Genomic DNA, 23838 nt, shown 5'->3' on the forward strand with positions numbered 1-23838 from the left:
CCGGCCCATTTGTAGCAAACTGTCACCACTCGATTCCGGACTCTGCGGGTGCTGTTTACATGCTGGAAGCCTTTGGCGACTGCCCACAGCTTACCGAGGCACCAGCCGTGCGGTCTAACGGCAAAGTGAGGCATGTAGCGTTCGACTTTTTTTAGCACGCAGCCGCGCCACTTCAAAGACTTTCTTTGCTGTCTGCGGGTAAAGACACGTGATTTCGACTTTAATTGGCAACTGTATTTTGTTGGTGTCGATAAAGTCGTGCCATGCGCTAGCCAATCGGCGGCTTGCCCCCTAGTTTCCAACTCTTATTCAACGCTTGAGGTCCCGCAGTGCCAGATCCTATGACAACTCGCACGCCCAAACTGCAAGACATCACCAACACCAGAAGCAGGGATCTTTTGCGGGGATTACTCCAGAAGAACGCTGGCACTGCTTCGCGTGCGACTTTTCTTCGCCTTATGGAGAGCGCGGACAAGCGAGACATTGTGGCGCTCGATGACAACCTCAGACACAACCCGCTCTTCGCTCACTTAACGCTTTCTCCCGAGTTTCCGCGAGAGGCACCCCCGTTTTTAGAGGCAGGCGTATTCGTCCCAATACCGGGAAAGGCGGCGCGGGTCGATTACGTGGTCATGCGCGCCGAGCGGTGTCATCAACAGGTCTGCGAGGCTCTGCGCTGTCTCGATAATCTTAACAGAAAGATCGTAGACGGAGACGACGTTGGGATACTAGCGGCGTCGTCGATACTCTTAGAAAAGCACGGCCATTCTTTAGCATTGGCACGAAAGTTCGCATTCATTCTTGGTTACCTTAGTAAGGACACCCAGTCTTGGCGAGCCGCGCAAAAGCTCTTCGCCACGTACGGAGCAGAAGCCCGTAATTATGTGTCCCCCGTCAGCACCAATGGCACAGATTTGAGGTTGTGATTTAAGGAGGGTTGGGGCTTCGTCGTAGTGACGAAGGAACGAAGATGAAGACCCAATCCTCCTTGAAAAAATCCCCTCCCAAGAAGGCCCCTGCTGAGCGAGTGGTGAAGGACATCCGGCGTGCAACCCGCCGACACTTCTCGGCCGAAGACAAGATCCGCATCGTGCTGGACGGCCTGCGCGGCGAAGACAGCATTGCCGAGCTGTGCCGCAAGGAAGGCATCGCTCAGAGCCTGTATTACACTTGGTCGAAGGAGTTCATGGAAGCCGGCAAGCGCCGGTTGGCCGGCGACACCGCCCGTGCCGCGACCACCGGCGAGGTGCAGGATCTGCGCCGCGAAGCCCGCGCCTTGAAGGAATGCGTAGCTGACCTGACGCTCGAGAACCGCCTGCTTAAAAAAAGCATGATCGCGGATGGGGGCGACGACGAATGAGGTATCCTGCTTCTGAAAAGCTGGAGATCATCAGGATCGTCGAGCAGTCGCACCTGCCCGCCAAGCGGACGCTGGATAAGCTCGGCATTGCCCGTCGGACGTTCTACCGCTGGTATGACCGCTACCTCGATGGTGGCCTGGAGGCGCTCGCGGATCGACCGTCAGCGCCGAGCCGGGTGTGGAACCGCATCGCGCCCGAGGTGCAGGACCAGATCATCGAAATGGCGCTGGAGCAGTCCGAGCTGTCACCGCGCGAGCTGGCCGTGCGATTTACCGATGAACGCCAATACTTTGTGTCCGAAGCCACGGTTTACCGCCTGCTGAAGGCCCATGATCTGATCACGAGCCCGGCCTACGTCGTGATCAAGGCTGCCGATCAGTTCCACACCAAGACCACCCGCCCGAACGAGATGTGGCAAACCGATTTTACCTACTTCAAGATTATCGGGTGGGGCTGGATGTATCTATCGACCGTCCTCGACGACTTCTCGCGCTACATCATCGCCTGGAAGTTGTGCACCAACATGCGGGCAGAGGATGTGACCGACACGCTGGACATGGCGCTCGCCGCATCAGGATGCGACAGTGCAACGGTGCTGCACAAGCCCAGACTGCTCAGCGATAACGGCCCCAGCTACATCGCGGGCGAACTGGCGGAATACATCGAGGCCAACAAGATGAGCCATGTGCGCGGCGCTCCGATGCATCCGCAGACCCAGGGTAAGATCGAGCGCTGGCACCAGACCCTCAAAAACCGCATCCTGCTGGAAAACTACTTCCTGCCCGGCGACCTTGAGACCCAGATCGAGACGTTCGTCGAGCACTACAACCACCAGCGCTACCATGAAGCGCTGTGCAACGTGACGCCCGCCGACGTCTACTTCGGCAGGGCACCGGCCATCATCAAACAGCGCGAAAGGATCAAGCGACAGACCATCGAACATCGGCGCTTGCAACACCGCAAGCTCGCCGCCTAAAACCAAACCCCAGACGAGGCCCGCACTCCGCTAATCTACGCCGCACATTGCGCCAAATGTTCTGACGACGGACAAGCGCTACCCATGGGGAAGGCGATACGTTCCTTCGCCTGTTCTTCGATATTTTCGGGATCGAAAAGGAAATAGAATTCGATCTGGTCCAAGCGCAATGTGAAGTGCGGACATTTGAAAACCGCAGCATCGATATCGTGGTCAGCTGTGGCGGCTTTACTCTTGCGATTGAAAACAAGCCTTACGCAGCGTTCGGCTTCGAACAGCTTCCACATTACCACGCGCATCTCGCCAAAACGTGTAAGCCATTTGTGCTTGTTGCGTTGAAGGGTTGGGTCGGTTCGGTCCCGTTTGATCAACGAGTCGCGGCTGCTGACGACGCTGGCTTTGTCGACACCGATTATCGCGTTCTTGTAACATGGCTTGATGCATGTGCGAAGAAGACCACGAACTGCGTATCGAGGCGTTTTATCGAGCAAATGCGAGATCACATGGCCACGCATGTTATCGGAGAGGGTGATATGGAAACGCAGAAAATGCTGCTCAGCCTAGTGCGCGATGATACTGATAAAATGGATGCGGCATTAGTCATTCGAGACGGTTCGAGAGCGCTTGAAGAGGAGCTCTACGTGAGGTTCGCAAAGGCTATGACTAGTCTCGCACCAGATGACTGGACCGTTTCGACAGATCCGTCCGAGCGGCCCGGCAATAAGATCGCTAATTATCATTACCTTACGATTGATTTTGGCAGCCGATTTCCGGTCGTCTTTGCGTTTGAAATAGCGGGGCGCGAAAACGCAGCTACCATTGGTGTTTGTCGCCGCCGTGGTTCGAACCTGACTGAAGCAAATGCCCAGAGGATCTGGAAAGTGCTTCACGCTGAAATTTTTCATGCAGAGGGAAAAAATAGCGATTGGTTATGGTGGGCGCATCAGCAAATGTTTGTCGAAAATGGTCGACTTGACAAATCTCATGATCACATCTGGCGTGCGATGATCGAACCGGTCTCTTTGGCGAGCGCTGTTGTTCACCTCGCTTTAGAGGTGCAACAGCGGATCGCCGAGGCGACCGACTCAGTCTATTCAATGCCACATCGGAAGCTCACTGACTGATTGTCTGTGCCCATACCCCGAAGGCAACCTTGCGCTGAAAAATGTTGATCGCTTGTCTTTTTGCCAAAGCCATCGAATTTTTGATCGAGTTGTAATTATGTGGGGTAAAATGTGGGGCAAAAGAGTTATCAATCAGAAATCACGCTACTTATCAGTATTTAAGTATTCTGGTTCGATACAAGCCCTGCCACCACGCCCCTTTAGGACGCTGAAAAGCCTGAAAAACAACGGTTTATTCCTTCCGACTGCTACACAAAAGTGCTACACGGAAGGCATGGAAGAGATGTTCAAACGGTCCCGCAGGGCCGGGTCCGCCAAATGGCAGGTGCGGAAGCGTTGGCCGACTGACGTCGCCTCTTTTCTCAAGGGCGAGTTCATGGGAGAACGACAAGCGCAAGGCTGGAGATTTCTGGGTTCCATTGCTCTGCTTGTTCCATGGGCTTCGAAACGGCGAGGCATCTGGCCTACGGGTCGATGATATTGGCGAGGATGAAGGGCACCACGTTACGAAACGGCGCAAAAATGCGAAGCCCGATATATACGCGGACGACAGGCACGTTCCCCCCATAGCGGCGGGCGTCACCACTTTTTTGAAAGAAGCTCCGCAAGTGCCACGTTGCCGAGAATTGTGTCAGCCAGTAGCCGCTTGACCTTTGCGTTCTCGCTCTCTCGCTCCCCCGACTATCGGATTGCGCAGGCATGTGCTGGTCAATTGGCGAGCTTCTGTTTAAGCGGCCATCCTCGCGGTAAGACGCAGAAAGACGTGGCGCTTGCGGCGCGATAAGGACGACCCGATGGCACGCCTGATCCTGTTTAACAAACCGTACGGCGTTCTTTCGCAATTCACCGATCGCGGATCACCAACTGCGCGCGCGACTCTATCAGACTTCATAAAAGAGAAGGGAGTTTATCCGGCTGGACGCCTTGATCGTGATAGCGAGGGCCTGCTGATCTTGTGTGATGACGGGCAGCTTCAGGCCAGGATTTCTGATCCCCGGTTCAAGCTGCCCAAGACCTATCTCGTTCAAGTGGAGGGCGATCCACACAAAGACGCCCTCGTGGCTCTGCGCAATGGATTGCGGCTGAAGGACGGTATGACATTACCAGCGACCGTTGAGCCGATTGATCCACCGGATTTGTGGCCGCGCGACCCGCCGATTCGTCAGCGCAAATTAATCCCTGACAATTGGCTGAAGATAACAATCCGTGAAGGACGAAATCGACAAGTACGGCGGATGACGGCGGCGGTAAATTTGCCCACCTTGCGGCTGGTGCGATGGTCAATCGGGGATTGGACCGTCGCCGCCATCGCATCCGGCCAGTTTGTGGAAATCTCCGCCTGACTACAGTGCTACGTGTCACGCATCAGTGTCGAAGCCCAAAGCTCCTGCGTTGTAGAGCGTTGCGATCAACTCAAGCGTTTCGGAGGAAATGTCGTCATCCAGCGCTAGCTCCGTTTTGTGACAGATTGCTTGCGCAAAGGTGGCTTCGTCAGCCGTGCATGAGAAACAGTTTCCGTCTGCGAACAGCATGAGAGATGTGTCCGTTTCGCGCAGGTAGGCAAACCGACTTGCGGGGTTGCGTATCAAGGAGTGACCCGCCGCCAGTAGCTGTTTGATCTCGCGGGCCTCGGCTGCGTGCTCCGGACTCCAATCGATCTCGGGGTTCTTCGGAGATGTGTTGAATTGCCCAAACCAGCGGGCGAATCTAGCGCGGTCAAGAAGTGTCTCGGCGATCATGTCCTGCAAGCTGGTGATTGCGTCAGCGCTGATTTCGCCGGGATTGTCCTGCTGGGCAAGATGCGGATCGGTGTAGCGGTCGCTGTCGGTCAGATCGGGCACCATGTCGTCGGCCCAAGCTTCGACCAGCTCTGCGCGCGACGGCGCACGAAAGCCGATCGAATACGTCATGCAATCATCGCCAACGGCCGTGCCGCGATGGGCATAGCGTGGTGGAATATAGAGAATGTCACCAGGCTCGAGGATCCATTCCTCAGTGGCTTCAAAATCCGCAAGCAGGCAAAGACCATCATGCGGAAGCAAAGGCGTGTCTTCATCGCAAAGCGCGCCCAGTTCCCACCGGCGCTGGCCAAGTCCCTGCACCAAAAATACATCATAGTGATCGAAATGCGCGCCGACCCCGCCGCCGTCGACGGCATAGCTGACCATCACGTCGTCGATCCGCCAATTGGGGACGAACCGGAACGGATCAATCATGGCAGCCACTGCAGGAAAATGGTGGTCGACCGATTGCACCAGCAAAGTCCACGGATCGCGGGCTTCCTGGGCGAAACGGGTTTCCGGCAACGGGCCGTGTTCCAGCTCCCATGCATGATCGCGTCGCGTGATGATGCGCGATTCGACCAGCGGTTCGCACGCCAAGCCGGCCAACTCGTCTGGTTTGACCGGATTGGACCATTGAGCCCACGGGGACGGGATCAGAAGTGGCCTCTTTTGCCAATAATCCCGCAAAAATGCCGCAGGATTAAAATCCTGCAACGTAAGCCCCTTAGTTATCACTTGCGCTTCTTGCGTGCGGCGTAACGCGCATCGCGAGCGGCTTTCAATTCAGCTTCGCTTTTCTTCGGAGGTGGCGCCAGGGCTTCCAGACGAGCAGCCTCTTCGCGCTTGGCCTCGGCCTTCTTTTCTTCGGCCAGCCGCTGCTTCTCTTCGCGCGCCTGACGCGCCTTGGCCGCCTTGGCCTCAGCAGCGGCCTCACGCTCGGCGCGACGGGCCGTCTGTTCGGCCAACTGCTCTTCAGTAAGCTGTGGCACGGCCTTTAACTTGGCCAATGCCTTGTCCTTTGCCTTGGCAGATGTTGTAGCCCGGTCCTGAAAGCTTGGCGGCTTGTAGCCCTTCATGTGTCTTTGCTCCTGCCAAAATGCGTATCGCAAATCGGCGCGTGTGGGTAATGGTCAGAGGCCGGGCTCAAAAGAGGCATCCGGGCCCTGGCGCCGATGACGTGCGCACCCTTTGCGGGCGCGGGTTCGACACGCGGCGCAAGCCTCTAGTCGATAATGCCAACAATCAACAGACCCGATTTTGTCCGCTGCGTAACATTTCCTTGCTGCAGGTTGTGTGACCAAAAGCAAACCAGCGCCTTCTTGGAAGGATTGCAAGGGCAGCGCGGCCTGTCCCTCGACGATAGTGCGTGCGTGGAGGAAATCTGATGCATGCTGCAATCCCGTGTTATCAGCCTTGCTGTTCATTTGGCATGATAAGGGCACTCGATCGTGATCCATAAGCGGCGGGGAAGCGGCGGGGTTGCGGCGGTGACGACTGGGCAGTAAGGCCCGCCTTCCACATAAGAAAGAGCCATGCAGGAAATTCAAGCTTCGCTAACCGGGCGTCCCGTTCTCACATCCACCGGACTGTTTACGCCGGTAGAAAGCATTTCGAATGCGGAACTTGTGTCCAGCTTCAACGCCTTCGCAGATCAATACAACGCGGATCACGCGCATGCGATTGCTTCAGGGACCATGGAGGCAATGCTTCAATCCTCGGCTGAGTTCATCGAAAAAGCGAGCGGGATCAAGGCGCGTCACGTGATGAGCAAGGCAGCCATTCTTGATCCGGCAACCATGTGCCCGCGCCTGCCTGAACGCAGGGACGATGAATTATCAATCATGGCCGAGATCGGCGTCGCAGCGGCACGGCAGGCACTGGAGCGCGCAGGTCGTGACGCTAAGGATGTCGACGCAGTCTTGTGTGCGGCGTCAAACATGCAGCGCGCTTACCCGGCATTGGCTATTGAGATACAACAGGCCTTGGGGATTGATGGCTTTGGCTTTGATATGAACGTCGCTTGTTCGTCAGCTACCTTCGGTATCCAGACAGCGGCAGACTACATTCGCGCTGGCCATGCGCGTTCGGTATTAGTGGTAAGCCCCGAAATTACGTCAGCCCATCTCAACTGGCGCGACCGGGACAGCCACTTTATCTTTGGTGACGTGGCAACGGCTGTGCTCGTCGAAGATGCAGCCATTGCGCCGGTTCAGCACTGGGAGATCCTGAGCACGAAACTGAAGACCGTATTCTCTAACAACATCCGTAATAATTTTGGCTTCCTCAATCGCGCATCCCCTGAAACCGAGGGCACCGCTGACAAACTGTTTGTCCAAGAAGGCCGAAAGGTCTTCAAAGAGGTTGTGCCGATGGTGGCGCAAATGATTCTTGAAGAAGCAGCGCGACTGGGCCTCGATCCGCACGCCCTGCGGCGATTGTGGTTGCATCAGGCCAATGCCGGGATGAACCGGCTGATTTCACAAAAGGTACTCGGCCACGAGGCAAGCGAGGACGAAAGCCCGACCGTGCTCGATACCTATGGCAACACTTCAAGCGCTGGTTCAATAATTGCCTTTCATCTGCACCACGACGATTTGGCAGCAGGTGATACGGGTCTGATTTGCAGTTTTGGCGCGGGCTATTCCGCGGGTACGGTGTTTGTGCGAAGGGCAAAGTGAGGGCCGTGTCGCTTGCCGCCACGTGGATCACCACCTAGAAGCGCGGGCATGGCAGGCGAAATTCTCGATAACAAAGGCCGTGGCGTGGCTAGCTGGGAATTGCCAGCGATCCATCCAGAGGGCCGCAAGTTCGGCTTGATCGCAGTTGCTGCAAGCCTGTTCTTTCTTTTCATTCTCGAATGGCAGATCATCGGCTGGCCGTTGCTTTTTCTGAGCATCGGCGTGTTTGCATTTTTCCGTGATCCAGAGCGCATTGTGCCGCAGAATGACGCGTCAGTCATCGCGCCCGCCGACGGGATTGTTACGCTTATTGAAGAGGTGGAGCCGCCTCTGGAATTGCAGGTTGACGATGGTTCCGGCTTCCCCGGTCTTTCAGCAGGCGTGGTGACCCGTATTTCGATCTTCATGAGCGTGTTCGACGTCCACATCAATCGAACGCCGGTCGGCGGAACGGTGCGGCGGGTGGTCTACATCCCCGGACGTTTCATGAACTCCGAACTCGACAAGGCAAGCAATGAGAATGAGCGCCAGCACATTCTCATCGAGCGCGCCGACGGCATAAAAATCGGGTTCACACAAATCGCAGGTCTTGTTGCGCGCCGGATCGTCCCCTTCGTCAAGCCCGGCGATATGGTTGCCAAGGGCCAACGCGTTGGCCTGATACGCTTTGGCAGTCGCGTCGATATCTACCTGCCAACTGGCACTGATCCCAGTGTGATGATCGGCCAGACCACAATAGCAGGCGAGACCGTGATCGCTCAGATCGGCCAGCGCGGGCTGATCGAAGGAATTGCCCAATGAATGATAAACCGGCGCAACGTAGTGGGCGCAAACTTCCCGGCGCGCGATTTTTTCCCGCGCGTCTCGGGCCAAAGGCGGCCGAGGACGAAGATGTTGTTTCTGCGCCGAGAAATCTCGGGGGCGGACTTAGCCTGCGGGCAATGCTGCCCAATGCCATCACGGCTGCGGCTTTGTGTTCGGGTCTGACAGGCATCCGCTTCGCGACGGAGGGGCTGTGGGGCTACGCAATCGCACTGGTATTGCTGGCCGGTGTGCTCGACGCAATGGATGGACGGGTAGCGCGGATGCTTAACGCGCAATCGCGCTTTGGCGCGGAACTTGACAGTCTGGCGGATTCGCTATCGTTCGGAGTGGCTCCTGCATTGATCCTATTCATGTGGTCGTTACAGGACTGGCCGCAGTTCGGCTGGTTTGCTGCGCTTGCTTTCGCGATTTGCTGCGCATTACGCCTTGCACGTTTTAATGCACAGATCGACACTGATGAGCAACCGCACAAATCAGCAGGCTTTCTAACAGGCGTGCCGGCGCCTGTCGGGGCAGGGCTGGCTTTCACTCCGTTTTATCTGTGGCAAGAAACAAACATTGCCCTTTTTCGTGAACCCATTTTGATGGCAGCCTGGCTAACGATCATAGCGATTCTAATGATCTCGAACATGGCAACGCTAAGTTGGGGCGCCCTGCGCCCGCGTCGCTCGATCAGGCTGCCGTTAATTGCTTTCACCGGGCTGGCGTTTGCTGCTTTGCTAGTTGAACCGTGGTGGACCATGGCGGCCATCAGCATATTCTATCTGGCATTGATGCCGTACGGTCTTGTCAGATACGGGCGGATCAAGCGGCGGCGCGCACTTGATCGAGACACCACTCATATGGAGCCGAGCGCAGTATCGGTGTGACACCTAGGGAAGCGGATCGCGTAAACGGACGCGCCTGCAAGTCCAATGCGGCTACTTGGGGACTGTAGTTTGCCCGAATTCTATCGCGTTCCTGCAACAGCTGCGCATACGCAGTACGTGCGCCTAGCAAGCAATGCGTGATTGTCGTGACAGCAACCACGCCGGTCAGCGTGAACAGCAGAGCAATGGTGAGAGTGAACATGACGTAACCTCCGCAGTCGTTCGTTGTTTGTTCCGCCATTTTGTTCACCACATGTTCCGACCTGTCAAGCGCGCATTCCGGCATGTGTGAATGGATTTTTGCTGGATGCGCGCAATCAAGGGTGGATTTCTGCCTGCGTGGCGACTAAGGGACCGCTTGCTTCGGGGCCGGGCTTTTGTCTTTGTTCGAAGCAAATTCACATGGAAGGCGCTCATACCGGTGCCGTTTGCGGGATGTCCGCTTACGCGGTTCCAGCCTTCCAGAGGAACAACCGGAAAGGAATTACTTATGGCGGCACCTGTCGTCACGATGCAGCAATTGATTGAGGCCGGCGCACACTTCGGCCACCAGACCCACCGCTGGAACCCGCGGATGAAGCCGTATATCTTCGGCGCGCGCAACGGTGTTCACATTATTGACCTGTCGCAGTCCGTGCCGTTGTTTGCGCGCGCGCTCGATTTTGTCGAATCGACCGTTCGTTCGGGCGGCAAGGTGCTGTTCGTTGGCACCAAGCGTCAGGCGCAGGAGCCGATTGCGGAAGCTGCGCGCATGGCAGGCCAGCATTTCGTCAACCATCGTTGGTTGGGTGGGATGCTTACTAACTGGAAAACGATTTCGGGTTCGATTCGGCGTTTGAAAGCGCTTGAGGAAATGCTTTCGGGCGACACCTCGGGTCTGACCAAGAAAGAAGTTCTCCAGCTAACGCGCGAGCGCGAAAAGCTTGAAGCGTCGCTCGGCGGCATCCGCGATATGGGCGGCATCCCGGACGTGATGTTTGTGATTGATGCCAACAAGGAAGATCTGGCGATCAAGGAAGCCAATGTTCTTGGCATTCCGGTCATCGGTATCCTTGATACCAACGTCGATCCCTCCGGCATCGCCTTCCCGGTCCCGGGTAATGACGATGCGAGCCGCGCTGTTCGCCTGTATTGTCAGGCAGTTGGCGAGGCTGCGATGGCTGGTAAGGGCAAGTTCCAGGCTGACGTATCGAGCGATTTTGGCGCGATGGCCGAACCGCCAGCCGAAGCCGTTATTGCTGATGGTCCAGCGGCGGAAACCGCCGAAGCCTGATCTCGCGCGGGCTCTTGGATGGCTGTTGATAGGCCGTCATTCTCGTCAAAGACCCGTCACATTAATGCTTTAGCGCGCCCGGCGTTGCCCTCCCGTTTGGGATCGGCAAGCCGGGCGCCCGAACACCAGATGAAAAGGATTATCTCATGGCCGATTTTTCCGTCGCAGACGTGAAGAAGCTGCGCGAGCGCACAGGTGCTGGTATGATGGACGCCAAGAAGGCGCTGACAGAAGCCGGCGGCGATATTGAAGCTGCGGTTGATGCACTGCGCGCCAAAGGTCTCGCCACTGCACAGAAGAAGTCAAGCCGTACAGCCGCCGAAGGCTTGGTTGGCGTGCTGGTACAGGGCACCCGCGGCGTGGCGGTAGAAGTAAACTCGGAGACCGATTTCGTCGCCAAGAACGACCAGTTTCAAAACTTTGTCCGCAATGCGACCGCTGTAGCTCTCGAACTCGGCGCCGACGATGTCGAAGCGCTGAAGGCTGCGCCCTATCCGGATGGCGGAACCGTGGCTGACAAGCTGACCGACAATGTCGCTACCATTGGTGAAAACCAGCAGATCCGTCGCATCAAGACTGTTGCGGTCGATAAGGGTGCGGTGATTTCGTACATGCATACCGCCGCTGCCGAAGGTCTTGGCAAGATCGGCGTGCTGATCGGTCTCGAAAGTGATGCCGGTGTCGACGTACTCGAGCCGTTGGGCAAGCAACTGGCCATGCATGCGGCTGCCGCGTTCCCGATGGCGCTCGACGCTGAAGGGCTTGATCCCGACGTGATCGAACGTGAACGCAAAGTCGCCGCCGAAAAGGCTGCTGAAACTGGCAAGCCCGAAGACGTGCAAGCCAAGATGGTTGATGGCGCGGTGAAGAAGTTTGCCAAGGAAAACGCACTGCTGAGTCAGATCTTTGTGATGGATAACAAGACAGTCATCGCCGATCTCGTGGCGCAGGCCGGCAAGTCGGCAGGCACGTCGATCGTGCTTAAGGACTATGCGCGCTTCCAGCTCGGTGAAGGCATCGAAAAGGAAGAGGTCGATTTTGCTGCAGAAGTGGCTGCAGCTGTCAAAGGCTGATTTTCTAACTGTAATCCTGATACGGCCGTCGCAGCACTTTGCCGCGGCGGCTGTTTCCTTGGGGGCTCTGCCAGCTTACCCTTTGCGGAATAGCACTTTGCCCGTTAAGTGCGCCCATTCCAGATCACTTTCCCGAGATTCCATCCGGAGCCGCCCCCGACATGTCCCTCCCCACAATCAAGCGCGTACTCCTGAAACTTTCGGGTGAAGTGCTGATGGGAGACCAGCAATTCGGGATCGACCCGTCCTTCGTTGCCGATCTTGCCAAAGAGGTGAAGTCGGCCAAAGAAACCGGACTTGAAATCTGCCTGGTCATCGGGGGAGGTAACATCTTTCGCGGCATGGCAGGGGCTGCGCAAGGGATGGACCGGGCGCAAGCGGACTACATGGGCATGCTGGCAACCGTGATGAATGCGCTTGCCATGCAGAACGCGCTGGAACAGCTTGGCGTTCAGACCCGCGTGCAGTCCGCGATTGAGATGGACAAGGTGTGCGAGCCGGTGATCCGGCGCCGTGCTGAACGTCACCTTGAAAAAGGTCGCGTGGTAATTTTCGCTGCAGGCGTTGGTGCACCATATTTCACGACGGATAGCGGCGCCGCATTGCGCGCAGCAGAAATGAAGTGTGACGCGCTGCTTAAGGGCACCAGCGTTGACGGGGTCTATGACAGCGATCCCAAATATAATCCCAAGGCCATTCGCTTCGACACGGTCAGCTATGACCGCGTGCTTGCCGATAATCTCAGGGTCATGGATGCTTCTGCCGTGGCCTTGTGCCGTGATAATAAAATCCCGATTGTGGTGTTCTCTATTCGCGAGAAGGGCAATCTTGCCCGCGTGTTAGCGGGTGAGGGCGTGCAGACCATTGTTCAAGATAGCTGAAATCGAAGGATACCTAAGCCATGCCGCAATATGACAAGGCCGATGTCGAACGCCGGATGAAGGGTGCTGTCGAAGCTCTCAAAAGCGATCTGCAAGGCCTGCGCACCGGCCGTGCCAATGCCAGCCTGCTCGATCCCGTAGTGGTCGAGGTTTATGGTTCGATGACGCCGCTCAATCAGGTCGCCAATGTGACTGTACCAGAGCCCAGAATGCTAAGCGTGCAAGTGTGGGACAAATCGAACATGACGGCGGTAGAAAAGGGTATTGCCCACGCCAACCTCGGTCTCAATCCGATCATTGATGGCCAGACTCTGCGCCTCCCGATCCCCGATCTCACTCAAGATCGCCGCAAGGAACTTGCCAGGCTGGCGGGCCAATATGCCGAAAAGGCCAAGATCGCGATCCGCAACGTGCGCCGTGACGCGATGGAAAGCCTAAAAACTGACGAAAAGAAAAAGGAAATCTCCGAGGATGATCGCAAGCGATCCGAAGAGCAGGTGCAGAAACTGACGGATCAGTACGTCAAGGAAACCGATGAGGCCGCTGCCAAGAAAGAACAGGAAATCCTGACGCAGTGACTTCCGGTTCGGGATGTTAGGAAACAAGCTTGGATCAATCGCGCGTCAGACACGTGGCTATCATCATGGATGGCAATGGCCGCTGGGCCAAGAAGCGGGCCTTACCGCGAGCAGTCGGCCATCAGCGCGGCGTCGAGGCGGTGCGGCGCCTTGTACGCAGCCTTGCGCCGACTGGTCTTGAATGCCTTACGCTTTATGCGTTCTCCTCGGAGAACTGGAAGCGTTCCGAAGATGAAGTCGATGATTTGATGAACCTGATGCGCCGGTTCATCAAAACCGACTTGCCCGAATTTATAGCGAATAACGTCAAGCTGAAGATTATCGGTGATTGGCAATCGCTGGCGCCTGATATTGTCGCCATGCTTGAAGATGCGTTGGCCCAGACGGCTAATGGCCAGCAGACCTTGGCGGTGGCGCTCAATTATGGTGGACAGCACGAAATCGCGCGGGCAGCGGCAAAAGCAGCTGCTGTTGGTGACGTTACGATAGAAAGCATCGCGGCCGCGCTCGACACGGCCGATTTGCCACCGCTCGACCTGCTGATCCGCACAAGCGGAGAAATTCGGCTGTCGAACTTCCTGCTGTGGCAGGCAGCTTATGCCGAGATGTTGTTTGTGGATACCTTATGGCCCGATTTTGAACCTGCGCATCTCAATCAGGCCCTCGACGATTTTGCCCGGAGGGAGCGGCGATATGGCGGACGGTGAAGCGCGGGTGCGCGACCCCAAGGCGGGAATAACCGATCTGCCGGTACGGATGGCGTCCGCAATCGTGATGCTTGTTTTGGCAGGGTTAGCCTTGTGGCTGGGCGGATGGTTCTGGACCGTGTTTGTGGTTCTGATCGCCTGCGGTATCATATGGGAATGGAACAGGCTGATCGAGCAGTTCGGCATGGCAGGTTTGGGCGAAACAATCTGGTTTTTTGCTGGCGTGCTTTATATCGGCGGCGCCGCGACTGCGATTATGGCTGTGCGCAACGGGCGGCAGGTCCTTCCACTTGATCCTGAATTGTCAGGTTATGGCCCGCTTGAGGTCTTGGTCGGCTTTGTTCTTCCCGTCGTAGCCGTCGACGTTGGTGCCTATTTTGCGGGGCGAGCCATTGGCGGGCCCAAGATCGCGCCTCGAATAAGTCCATCCAAAACTTGGGCGGGGCTCGGCGGCGGCGCACTTCTCGCAGGGGTCGTAGGTATTGGCGTGGAGATGGCTGACTTCGGACCAGCCGCCGTGCCCGGTTATAACTGGATCAGCCTTGTGACGGCCTTGGTGGGGGGACTGTTGATTGCGGTCCTCGCGCAGAGCGGCGATTTTTTCGAAAGTTGGATGAAACGGCGGGCCGGTGTCAAGGATTCAGGCCGCCTGATACCGGGCCATGGCGGGTTATTTGACCGGCTCGACGGGTTTATCTCGGTCTTCTTTGTGCTGTTTGTGATTGCCACGGCAACCACTTTGCTGGGATGATGTGGTAATGACCCGTTCGATTACTCTGCTTGGCGCAACCGGATCGATTGGCGCGTCGACGCTCGATCTGGTGCGTCGCAATCGCGATGCGTGGCAGGTGGATGCATTGACCGCGCAATGCAGTGCTACGGAATTGGCGGCGCTGGCGATTGAATTCGGCGCAAAGCTGGCCGTGGTTGGCGATGAGGCGTGCTTGCCTGAACTGCGCCAAGCCCTTGGCACAAGCGGAATCGAGGCTGCAGGTGGCCGTGCGGCGTTGATCGAGGCAGCATCGCGACCGGTGGACATGACAGTGGCGGCGATTGTCGGCTGTGCGGGCCTCGCGCCCGTTATGGCGGCGGTGGAACGCGGTGGCACGATTGCGCTTGCCAACAAGGAGGCGCTGGTTTCCGCAGGCGAGGTTCTCATGCAGGCAGTTGCCAAGCATGGCGCGACGCTGCTGCCGACGGATTCCGAGCACAATGCAATTTTCCAATGTCTGTCCGGAAATCGGATAGACGATGTCGCCAGGATCACTCTGACCGCAAGCGGCGGGCCATTGCGCACATGGAGCGCCGCGCGCCTCGCCGTTGCCACGCCCGCCGAAGCGGTTGCACACCCCAACTGGTCGATGGGGGCCAAGATTAGCGTTGATTCCGCCACGATGATGAACAAGGGCCTCGAATACATCGAGGCCTACCACCTTTTCCCGGTCGGCCTCGACCGCCTTGGCATTGTTGTGCATCCGCAAAGCGTGATCCATTCCATGGTCGAGTTTCGTGATCGGTCGACGTTGGCGCAGCTTGGGCCGTCGGATATGCGCGTACCGATCGCTTCGTGTCTGGCCTGGCCGCAGCGGATGGAAACGCCTCTCAGTCCGCTCGACCTGGCAACCATCGGTACGTTGACCTTCGAGGCGCCCGACGAGACGCGTTTTCCGGCAACGCGCCTTGCGCGTGAAGCGATTCGTGCGGGTGGCTCGGCCCCCGCTATTCTCAATGCCGCCAATGAAGTCGCCGTCGCGGCTTTCCTCGCCGGTCAGATCACGTTCACCCGGATCGCTGCATTGGTGGAAGAGACGCTAGCGCGTACGAATGATGCCCCGCGTCCTGCCAATCTTGAAGAAGTACTGGCTGTCGACCAGTCCGGCCGGATGCAGGCGATGAACTTGTTGGAGACCAACGCCCTTGTTTGAATCGCCCCCTTTCTGGATGTACGTCGTTGGCTTCATGTTGCTTTTGGGGCCGCTCGTCACGTTGCACGAGCTAGGACATTTGCTGGTCGGCCGCTTGTTCGGCGTGAAAGCTGATGCATTTTCGGTTGGCTTTGGCAAGGAACTGGCAGGCTTCACTGACAAGCGAGGTACCCGTTGGAAGCTTTCGGCCTTGCCACTTGGCGGATATGTTCAATTCAAAGGCGACATGAACCCTGCAAGCGTGCCTGACGCCGATGCACCGGTAGAGGAAGGCAGCTTTCAGAACGCCGCATTATGGAAGCGGGCGTTGATCGTTGCGGCTGGGCCGATCACAAATCTGGTCATCGCCATCGCGATCTTTGCAGCGTTCTTCGCTATAATCGGCAAGCCTGTAATCGTCGGCGGACAGGATTCGCGGACCATCGGCGCGCTTACCGAAGACAGTGTTGCGCAAGTGGCGGGGCTAGAAATCGGTGACATTGTCGTATCCATTGACGGCCGCCCGATCCGCGATTTCACCGACCTCAAGACCAGGGTTGCTCTTCACCCCGGCAAGCAAATGGTCTTCACGGTCAAGCGCGCTGGCGATACGATCGACTATCCGGTGACAACCGCGCGGATCGAACGCACGGACAATTTCGGCAATGTGAGCACCGAAGGATTGATCGGCGTAGCGCCTGCAGGCGGCAAGTACGAGCTTGAAAAAGTTGGTATCTTTGAGGCGATCCCGCTCGGTGTGAAGCAGAGCTGGGACTTTTTGGGGATGATGATTACCGGCATCCAGCAGATCGTCACGGGGGAGCGATCAGTTGATGAGCTTGGCGGCCCGCTCAAGATTGCGAAATACTCGGGCGAGCAGATGAGTATGGGCGCCGCGGCGTTCATTCATTTTGCGGCGTTGATCTCGCTTAATTTGGCATTCATCAACTTCTTGCCAATCCCGGCGCTCGATGGTGGTCACCTGATGTTCTATGCGGCCGAAGCGATCCGCAGGAAGCCGGTAGGCCCGCAGGTGACAGAATGGGCGTATAAAACAGGCATCGCGTTGGTTTTAATGCTGATGGTGGTGGTGACGGTGAATGATGTCTTTTCACTCCCGATTTTTGGCAGCTGAGCGCGGAACCGACATTTTTGCGCGCTAATGCGGCATTTTGGGCGATACAGCGCGATGGGGTGCGCTGTTGCAGCGACCACTCGGCTTGATTGCGGTGGGGACATAGGGCAGATGCGGTTTCGCGGGGTTAGGGTCGATTGAATTCGGCGCAAGTGATGACTGGTAAGGCTTGACGACGTGGGCCGCAGGGTTGGAAACGGGATTTTTACTGCATGAACCGATTGAGCAAGACTGGCCTGGTGCCGGTCATTTGCACCCCTTCCTTGTCGCGCGCTCCTATGCGACTGGCGACAGTCTTATGTTGCGGGTCCATCCTCGCAGGCATTCCAGTTATGGCAAGCGCGCAGGATGCTGTCGCAGCACCAGCAGCGCAATCAACGGCTGCGCCTGCTGACGCGCCTGCACTAGCACCGAGCTCCAATACCATACGCAGCATCGCTGTGGTTGGAGCCGAGCGGCTCGAGCCGACCACGATCCTGAGTTACATCCGCTTGCGGGTAGGACAAGAATACACAGCCGTTGCTGCCGATGAAGCACTGAAGGATCTTGGCGCGACGGAATTGTTCGCCAACTACGCAATCGACAACAGAAACGGCAGTGTTGTGATTACCGTCACCGAAAATCCGGTGATTAATCGCATCGTGCTTGAAGGTAACGAGCGCCTCAAACCCGATAAGATCCTGCCCGAGATCAAACTCTCGCCGCGCCAGATTTTCACCCGGTCGAAGGTTCGCGCTGACGTTGCCCGCATTATCGAGCTTTACAAGCGGCAGGGTCGATTTGCCGCACAGGTCGAGCCGAAGATGGTGCAGCTGCCGCAAAATCGGGTCGATATCGTCTTCGAAATCACGGAAGGACCCAAGTCCAAGGTTCGCCAGATCAACATTCTCGGCAATGAGAAATTCTCTGACGGCGATCTTCGCGGTGAAATGGTGACCAAACAGGCGCGGCTGACCAGCTTTTTCAGCTCCAACACTAGCTACGATCCTGACCGTCTGGCATTCGATCAACAGAAACTCCGGCAGTTTTATTTGACCGAAGGTTATGCCGATTTCCGCGTCGTTTCGGCGGTGGCTGAACTTACGCCTGATCAAAAGGACTTCATCATCACCTATGTGGTGGAGGAGGGCGAGCGGTACACCTTTGGTGGCGTCAAGGTCGATAGCCAGTTGCGTGACTTCGACAGCGACGTGATGAGCACGCAGCTGCCGATGAAAGAGGGCGATTTTTACAACGCGAAAACGGTCGAAGACACGGTTGAACAGCTGACAGAGCTGGCGGGCCGATACGGCTATGCGTTCGCCGACGTGCAGCCGCGCTTCAATCGCGATCCCGACAATCTCAAGATGAACGTGACGTTCGTTCTGCGCGAGGCACCGCGCGTGTATGTCGAGCGGGTCGATATCAACGGTAACACGCTGACACAAGACAAGGTGATCCGGCGCGAGTTTCGTCTGGCAGAAGGTGATGCCTTCAATTCGCTGGGCGTCTTGCGGACCACCGCGCGCATCAATTCGCTCGCCTATTTCCAAGAAAACTTCGAGGTCACACAGGTCGAGGGCAGTGCGCCAGACCGGATCATTCTTCAGGCCAATGTTGAAGAACGCCCGACGGGAGAATTGCAATTCTCGGCCGGCTTCTCTTCGATCGAGCAATTCATTCTTGCTGGAAGCATTCGTCAGCGTAACTTTCGCGGGCGCGGGCAAACGATTGGGCTAAGCCTCAATTACTCGCAATTTTCGCGTTCGGCGCAGGTCAGCTTTTCTGACCCTTACATCTTCGACCGCAACATCTCAGGCGGCATCGATATCTATCGCCGGGACTTCAACAGCTTCAACTTCACGGGCAACGATCGCAACACGACATTCCAACAGGCCACGACGGGCTTTTCGATGCGTGCGGGCGTGCCACTGACCGAATACATGTCGTTGGTCGGCAGCTACACGCTCAACTATGAAGATGTGTCGCTCGACGAGAATCTGTTTTTCTCGGATACAAACGGCGACGGCATCCGTGAGTGCGATCCGATTCGCGCTGGCCGTTTTCTTTGCGATGCCATTGGCACCCGGCTCAGTTCGATTGTAGGCCTCAGCCTCAATTATAATTCGTTGAACTCGCGCGTTCGTCCAACGCGGGGCAAGACGATCGCGCTTAGTGGCGAATTTGCGGGACTTGGCGGGGATGTGCGATATGCGCGGTTCCGTGGACGTGCACAGCAGTTCTGGAACCTCGGCAATTCGGGCTTCATTTTTTCGATCCTCGCCGAGGGCGGTACAATCATTCCGCTGCAAGAGCGCCCCGGAATTGGCGTCGACGACGTCTTGCTGACTGACCGCTTTTTCCTTGGCGAACCTCAGTTTCGTGGCTTTGCCATCCGCGGCGTCGGTCCGCGTATCTTGACACAGCAGTCGATCCTAGACGAATTCAATCGTCCCGTACTGGATGCTGCCGGCAACCCAACCTTTATCACGGAACGCCGGAACGTCCGTGACGATGCAATTGGTGGGCGTAACTACTACCTTGGCCGTGCGGAGATTGAAATTCCGCTTGGCACGGGGGCTCGGGAACTCGGGTTGCGACCATCGATCTGGACTGATGTGGGGGCTTTGTGGGGCGTGGAGACGCCGGTGCTGACTGTTAATCCTGGTGGAACGCAGTTGGTCAACGAAGCCGGGCTGCCCCTTTTCACGACGCCGCCTGAGGGTGGATCTTGCAGTTCATCCAATCGTGTCGTTACGACCAGCCCGACCCAAGCGGATGGTTCACCGAACTGCCGGGAAATTCAGGGCGGTACCAATATTCAGGAACTGTTCCTGGGGAATTCGCCAAGCCCACGTATCACCGCCGGGATCGGCGTGAACTGGAACTCGCCCTTCGGACCGTTCCGCATCGACTTTGCCCAGACCATTCGCAAGGTTGAGGGCGACGATGAGCGACGCTTTACATTCAACGTAGGAACCCAATTCTGATGACACGTCTTACAAAGCTTCTCGCACCGGTTGGCCTTGTGCTGGCTGCCACCGTCGCGCTGCCTGTTCAGGCCCAAGTTGATGGCCGGATGGCTTCAGTTGACGTTACGCGGACGATTATTGGTACGACCGCCTTTCAGACCGCGTACGAGCAGGTCAACACAACTTATGCTCAGCAGAATGAACTGCGACGCACCAAGGTGCAGGAGCGGCAGGCGATGCTCGCCAAGTTTGACAAGAATGGTGACAAGCAGGTCGACGAAACCGAGCAGGCAGCGATGCAGGCGTCATCTGACATGCCCAAGCTGCAAACCCTTGAGCAGGAAATTCAGGGACTCTCAAATCAGATCGATGGCGCACGCGTTTATGCGATCGAGCAGATCATTGTTCAGTATGGTGCGGCTTTGCAGGAGGTGGCCACCACTAATCAGATCAAGGTTATCCTAGATCCCGCAACGGTGCTTTACGCTGTTCCCGAAGCCGACATTACGCAAAAGGTGACAGCCGCGCTGAATACCCGCGTGCCGAATGTTGGTGTGGTTCCGCCTGCGGGCTGGCAACCGAGCCGTGAAGGTGCCCAGCTGTATCAAGAGATCCAGCAGCGTCTGCTCGCCGCGCAATACGCGCAGGCGCAGCAGCAGCAAGCTGCGCAGCCGGACAATACTGCCGCGCCGGTTGGTCGCTGATTTTTCGCGGAGATTAAACAATGACCGAAGCGGGTAACGTGTCAGCCGAGGTGCTGGATTACGACATCGTCAAGATCCTCAAGGCCTTGCCGCACCGTTACCCGCTACTGCTGGTTGATCGGGTTAAGTCGATCATGCTTGGTGACCGCATTCATGCGGTGAAGGCTGTGAGCATGAACGAGCAGTTTTTTCAGGGGCATTTTCCCGGCGCCCCGATCATGCCCGGTGTTCTTCAAATCGAGGCGCTGGCGCAAGCGGCCGGCATCCTCGGAATTGAAACGATGGAATTGGCCGGCACCGGCAAGCTGGTGATTTTCATGGGAATTGAAAGCGCCAAGTTCCGCGCTCCTGTGACGCCCGGATGCCTGCTGGATCTTCACGTGGAATTTACGCAGAAGCGCAGCCGCGTTTACAAGTTCAAAGGTGTCGCGAGCGTTGAAGGCAAGACCACCTGCGAAGTGGAATTCACCGCGATGATGACAGACCCCCCAGCTTGATCGATCGGGCAGCGATCAAAGCTTGCATTGCGTAGCGTTCCCGCCTAACCGCGCCGCTTCCCATTCATAGCTGCGCCGGTCGGTACCGGCACCATGCTGCAAAGGACATAACCATGAAGGCCGAAGGTCACCCCGGATACCACATGATCACGGTCAAGATGACCGATGGTACGGAATTCCAGACTCGCTCCACTTGGGGTAAGGAAGGCGATGTGCTCGCGCTCGAAATCGATCCGCTGAGCCACCCTGCGTGGACTGGTGGCCGGCAGCAGGTGCAGGAAGGCGGTCGTGTGGCCCAGTTCAACAAGCGCTTTGGTGGTCTCAGCCTCAAGAAGTGATTGCAGATCAGGGGCGGCCGGGTGGTCGCGCCTTATAGTTCGCGGCCTTCGGGCTGCGTTAGGAGGGCGGCCTGACGGGGTCGCCCTTTTCCTTTTCCTGCAAGGTTAGCCCTGCCAGGGCTGCTCGCGATACCATTTGGTAATGACGTATTTGACCCCCCGCCTGACCTTCATGCCATGGTGAAGTGTCGCATGGTTGATCCCGCCGTCCGGCAGGCGGTTGTCCCAGCACAAGAGCTTGCCGAGCTCCGGCTGAAACGTCTTGTTGAGCAGCTTGAAGCGCGTCGCACCGCCAGCGGTGACATCGTTGAGATAGACCATGAACGTCCACGTGCGGTTGCCCGATAGCGCGCAGAACTTTTGGAAATCACGCCCATCGGGGGCAAAGTAATCGGTGTGCGGCTTGAATTCCTGCCCCTCGGCGTAGCGTTGGCCTTGTAGCGGCTCGCCGTAAGATGGGTCGATGCCGGACAGCTCGGCGAGTCGTGCTTCTATGCTCTGCACAGGCAACGCATCAGGTGGCAAATCGCAGGTTTCGCTGGTCCGAAAATAGGCATCGCCATTGTCGTCCGCGATGGTCGACGGGCGGCGGCCTGCATCGATGAGTGTTATGAGAGCCGATGCGAGAGTGGCGGGTACAAAACGCTTACACTGGAAGACGGTCGCTTTGATCGTGGGAACGCGTTGAACGTTTGGGTGACCCGCGATCCGCGCGGCGATTGAGTCGCATAAGCTTTTCATGGTGGGTGTGACGATAGATGCGGAAGGGGGCTTATAAAAGATCCACTGGGCTGCGTAATATTGTTGCGTGTGTGATCCCGTGAAGCAGTTTTCACTTCCCCACGGCAGGTCTTTGTGCAAGAGGCCGGCCGTCCTCGTTAGCGCGCTTGACGGAGTGTCTGCCATGCGTAAACCGCGCTTCTTCGCGCGGGCTTGGCAGCGACCGAAATGGTGGTATGCGAGCAGGGGCGTGTGGCGACCATAGCTCAGTTGGTTAGAGCGCCGGTTTGTGGTACCGGAGGTCGCGGGTTCGAACCCCGTTGGTCGCCCCAATTCCCCCTTGCTGCTTGGCAGTGCCGCGCCTGACAGGGGAGATGACATGACAGCTTTTTGGGCTGAGCCTGATTTTGACGCGCACGAATTGGTGCAGGTGGTTCACGATCAGGCGAGCGGGCTGACCGCGATTATCGCGGTTCATTCAACCCACCTCGGGCCTGCAGCCGGTGGCACCCGGTTCTGGCATTATGACGTTCCGGCCCTTGCCATGCGCGATGCCTTACGTCTTTCGCGTGGGATGAGCTACAAAAACGCGATGGCCGGTCTGCCGATGGGTGGCGGTAAAGCCGTGATCCTTGTCGACGAACAACGCATCAAAACACCGGAAATGCTTGCGGCTTTCGGTGACGCTGTGGAAGGCATGGGCGGACGTTACGTTACTGCCGAGGATGTTGGCATTTCAGAAGCTGACATGGTTGCCGTGTCGCAGCGTACCGCTCATGTGTCGGGACTTCCTGTTACGGGCCAAGGGCGGGCGGGCGGCGATCCGGGGCCCTTCACGGCGTACGGCATCTATCTCGGCATCAAAGCCGCGGTGCGGCACAAATTGGGTCAGGATAATCTGGCTGGTGTGCGTATCGCTGTTCAGGGCACAGGCTCCGTCGGTGGCGGCGTTGCGCGCCTGCTGGCGCGTGACGGTGCAAAATTGACGCTGGCCGACATCAATGCTGAACGTGCTGCAGGGTTGGCTGCAGAGCTTGGCGGCACGGCGGTTTCATCAGATGTTATCATGGGAACGCCGTGTGACGTGTTCAGCCCAAATGCATTGGGAGCTGTGCTTGATGATGCCGGCATTGCGGCGCTCGACTGCGCAATTGTCGCAGGAGGTGCCAATAATCAGCTTGCCCGTCCAGAGCATGGTGCAGCGCTGGCCGCACGCGGCATTCTGTACGCGCCCGATTATGTCATTAACGCTGGCGGAATTATCTCGGTCGCGACTGAATATCTCGCGCGTCGCAAGGGTAACTCAGGAGACGTTGCCGAGGTAAACACGCTGGTCGAGAGGATCCCCGAGCGCCTGGAATCGATCTGGCAGCAAAGCCAAAGCACCGGCATTTCTTCGGATGTGGTGGCTGATCGCATGGCGCAGAAGCTGATCGGGCGCGGCTGAGGCAGGTGCATGG

21 protein-coding genes, 1 tRNA gene and 1 pseudogene are annotated in these 23838 nt (G+C 57.3%); 20 read left to right on the top strand and 3 right to left on the bottom strand.

What is annotated here, in order from left to right; translation table 11 throughout:
* The first annotated feature begins 970 nt into the window (after positions 1–970).
* The 3 genes and pseudogenes from ACRANW_RS08265 (at position 971) to ACRANW_RS08275 (ending at position 4804) form a co-directional block, all read left to right on the top strand.
* Positions 971–2337 (top strand): IS3 family transposase gene (locus ACRANW_RS08265; RefSeq protein ID WP_479431339.1). Its coding sequence is split into 2 segments (ribosomal slippage): positions 971–1321 and positions 1324–2337, totalling 1365 coding nucleotides; the frame shifts between segments, so codons are not numbered across the junction.
* A 92-nt stretch (positions 2338–2429) separates the two neighbouring features.
* A pseudogene (locus ACRANW_RS08270) lies at positions 2430–3461 on the top strand (PD-(D/E)XK nuclease family protein); the annotation flags it as partial.
* A gap of 794 nt (positions 3462–4255) precedes the next feature.
* Positions 4256–4804, top strand: a complete 549-nt coding sequence (locus tag ACRANW_RS08275) for a pseudouridine synthase (RefSeq protein WP_479431340.1) — start codon at positions 4256–4258, stop codon at positions 4802–4804.
* A 15-nt stretch (positions 4805–4819) separates the two neighbouring features.
* On the opposite strand, the gene ACRANW_RS08280 is transcribed toward ACRANW_RS08275, so the two are convergent.
* Positions 4820–5977 (bottom strand): JmjC domain-containing protein, encoded by a 1158-nt coding sequence (locus tag ACRANW_RS08280; RefSeq protein WP_479433898.1) that lies wholly within the window; start codon positions 5975–5977, stop codon positions 4820–4822.
* Entirely contained in the window at positions 5977–6321 is a 345-nt protein-coding gene (locus ACRANW_RS08285) for a DUF6481 family protein (protein ID WP_479431341.1), read from the bottom strand. Before ACRANW_RS08285 ends, ACRANW_RS08280 begins: the two co-directional genes overlap by 1 nt.
* A 456-nt stretch (positions 6322–6777) precedes the next feature.
* On the opposite strand from ACRANW_RS08285, the gene ACRANW_RS08290 reads away from it, so the two are divergent.
* The 15 genes from ACRANW_RS08290 (at position 6778) to rpmE (ending at position 21658) form a co-directional block, all read left to right on the top strand.
* Positions 6778–7923 carry a beta-ketoacyl-ACP synthase III gene (locus tag ACRANW_RS08290; RefSeq protein WP_479431342.1) on the top strand — a complete coding sequence of 382 codons (1146 nt, stop codon included), beginning with the start codon at positions 6778–6780 and terminating at the stop codon, positions 7921–7923.
* 48 nt (positions 7924–7971) lie between these two features.
* Positions 7972–8724, top strand: coding sequence for a phosphatidylserine decarboxylase (locus ACRANW_RS08295; protein WP_479431343.1), 753 nt, complete (start codon positions 7972–7974; stop codon positions 8722–8724).
* On the top strand, positions 8721–9617 hold the full coding sequence (gene pssA, locus ACRANW_RS08300) for a CDP-diacylglycerol--serine O-phosphatidyltransferase (protein WP_479431344.1): 897 nt from the start codon (positions 8721–8723) through the stop codon (positions 9615–9617). The genes ACRANW_RS08295 and pssA overlap by 4 nt, the downstream gene beginning before the upstream one ends.
* Positions 9618–10107: 490 nt before the next feature.
* On the top strand, positions 10108–10890 hold the full coding sequence (gene rpsB, locus ACRANW_RS08305) for a 30S ribosomal protein S2 (protein WP_479431345.1): 783 nt from the start codon (positions 10108–10110) through the stop codon (positions 10888–10890).
* 146 nt (positions 10891–11036) lie between these two features.
* On the top strand, positions 11037–11963 hold the full coding sequence (tsf, locus tag ACRANW_RS08310; RefSeq protein ID WP_479431346.1) for a translation elongation factor Ts: 927 nt from the start codon (positions 11037–11039) through the stop codon (positions 11961–11963).
* Between the two features lie 161 nt (positions 11964–12124).
* The gene (gene pyrH / locus ACRANW_RS08315) at positions 12125–12844 is read left to right on the top strand and encodes a UMP kinase (protein WP_479431347.1); all 720 of its coding nucleotides are present in this window, start codon (positions 12125–12127) and stop codon (positions 12842–12844) included.
* Positions 12845–12864: 20 nt separating this feature from the next.
* The gene (gene frr, locus ACRANW_RS08320; RefSeq protein WP_479431348.1) at positions 12865–13422 is read left to right on the top strand and encodes a ribosome recycling factor; all 558 of its coding nucleotides are present in this window, start codon (positions 12865–12867) and stop codon (positions 13420–13422) included.
* A gap of 65 nt (positions 13423–13487) precedes the next feature.
* Entirely contained in the window at positions 13488–14129 is a 642-nt protein-coding gene (uppS, locus tag ACRANW_RS08325; RefSeq protein WP_479433899.1) for a polyprenyl diphosphate synthase, read from the top strand.
* The gene (locus tag ACRANW_RS08330) at positions 14116–14880 is read left to right on the top strand and encodes a phosphatidate cytidylyltransferase (RefSeq protein ID WP_479431349.1); all 765 of its coding nucleotides are present in this window, start codon (positions 14116–14118) and stop codon (positions 14878–14880) included. Before uppS ends, ACRANW_RS08330 begins: the two co-directional genes overlap by 14 nt.
* A 7-nt stretch (positions 14881–14887) precedes the next feature.
* Positions 14888–16054 carry a 1-deoxy-D-xylulose-5-phosphate reductoisomerase gene (dxr, locus tag ACRANW_RS08335; RefSeq protein WP_479431350.1) on the top strand — a complete coding sequence of 389 codons (1167 nt, stop codon included), beginning with the start codon at positions 14888–14890 and terminating at the stop codon, positions 16052–16054.
* A gap of 16 nt (positions 16055–16070) precedes the next feature.
* Complete coding sequence (rseP, locus tag ACRANW_RS08340; protein ID WP_479431351.1) at positions 16071–17168, top strand: RIP metalloprotease RseP; 1098 nt, start codon at positions 16071–16073, stop codon at positions 17166–17168.
* 278 nt (positions 17169–17446) lie between these two features.
* Entirely contained in the window at positions 17447–20137 is a 2691-nt protein-coding gene (gene bamA, locus ACRANW_RS08345) for an outer membrane protein assembly factor BamA (RefSeq protein ID WP_479431352.1), read from the top strand.
* A gap of 38 nt (positions 20138–20175) precedes the next feature.
* Positions 20176–20823, top strand: a complete 648-nt coding sequence (locus ACRANW_RS08350; RefSeq protein ID WP_479431353.1) for an OmpH/Skp family outer membrane protein — start codon at positions 20176–20178, stop codon at positions 20821–20823.
* 20 nt (positions 20824–20843) lie between these two features.
* On the top strand, positions 20844–21320 hold the full coding sequence (gene fabZ / locus ACRANW_RS08355) for a 3-hydroxyacyl-ACP dehydratase FabZ (RefSeq protein WP_479431354.1): 477 nt from the start codon (positions 20844–20846) through the stop codon (positions 21318–21320).
* A 113-nt stretch (positions 21321–21433) separates the two neighbouring features.
* On the top strand, positions 21434–21658 hold the full coding sequence (gene rpmE, locus ACRANW_RS08360) for a 50S ribosomal protein L31 (protein WP_479431355.1): 225 nt from the start codon (positions 21434–21436) through the stop codon (positions 21656–21658).
* Between the two features lie 105 nt (positions 21659–21763).
* Here rpmE and ACRANW_RS08365 read toward each other — a convergent pair whose 3' ends face one another.
* Entirely contained in the window at positions 21764–22399 is a 636-nt protein-coding gene (locus ACRANW_RS08365) for a prolyl hydroxylase family protein (protein WP_479433900.1), read from the bottom strand.
* Positions 22400–22633: 234 nt separating this feature from the next.
* Between ACRANW_RS08365 and ACRANW_RS08370 the strand changes: the two genes are divergently transcribed.
* Positions 22634–22710 (top strand) — tRNA-His (locus ACRANW_RS08370).
* 47 nt (positions 22711–22757) lie between these two features.
* Positions 22758–23825 carry a Leu/Phe/Val dehydrogenase gene (locus ACRANW_RS08375; protein WP_479431356.1) on the top strand — a complete coding sequence of 356 codons (1068 nt, stop codon included), beginning with the start codon at positions 22758–22760 and terminating at the stop codon, positions 23823–23825.
* Positions 23826–23838 lie beyond the last annotated feature (13 nt).

The organism is Erythrobacter sp. 'gip.4 top 5' (assembly GCF_056495765.1).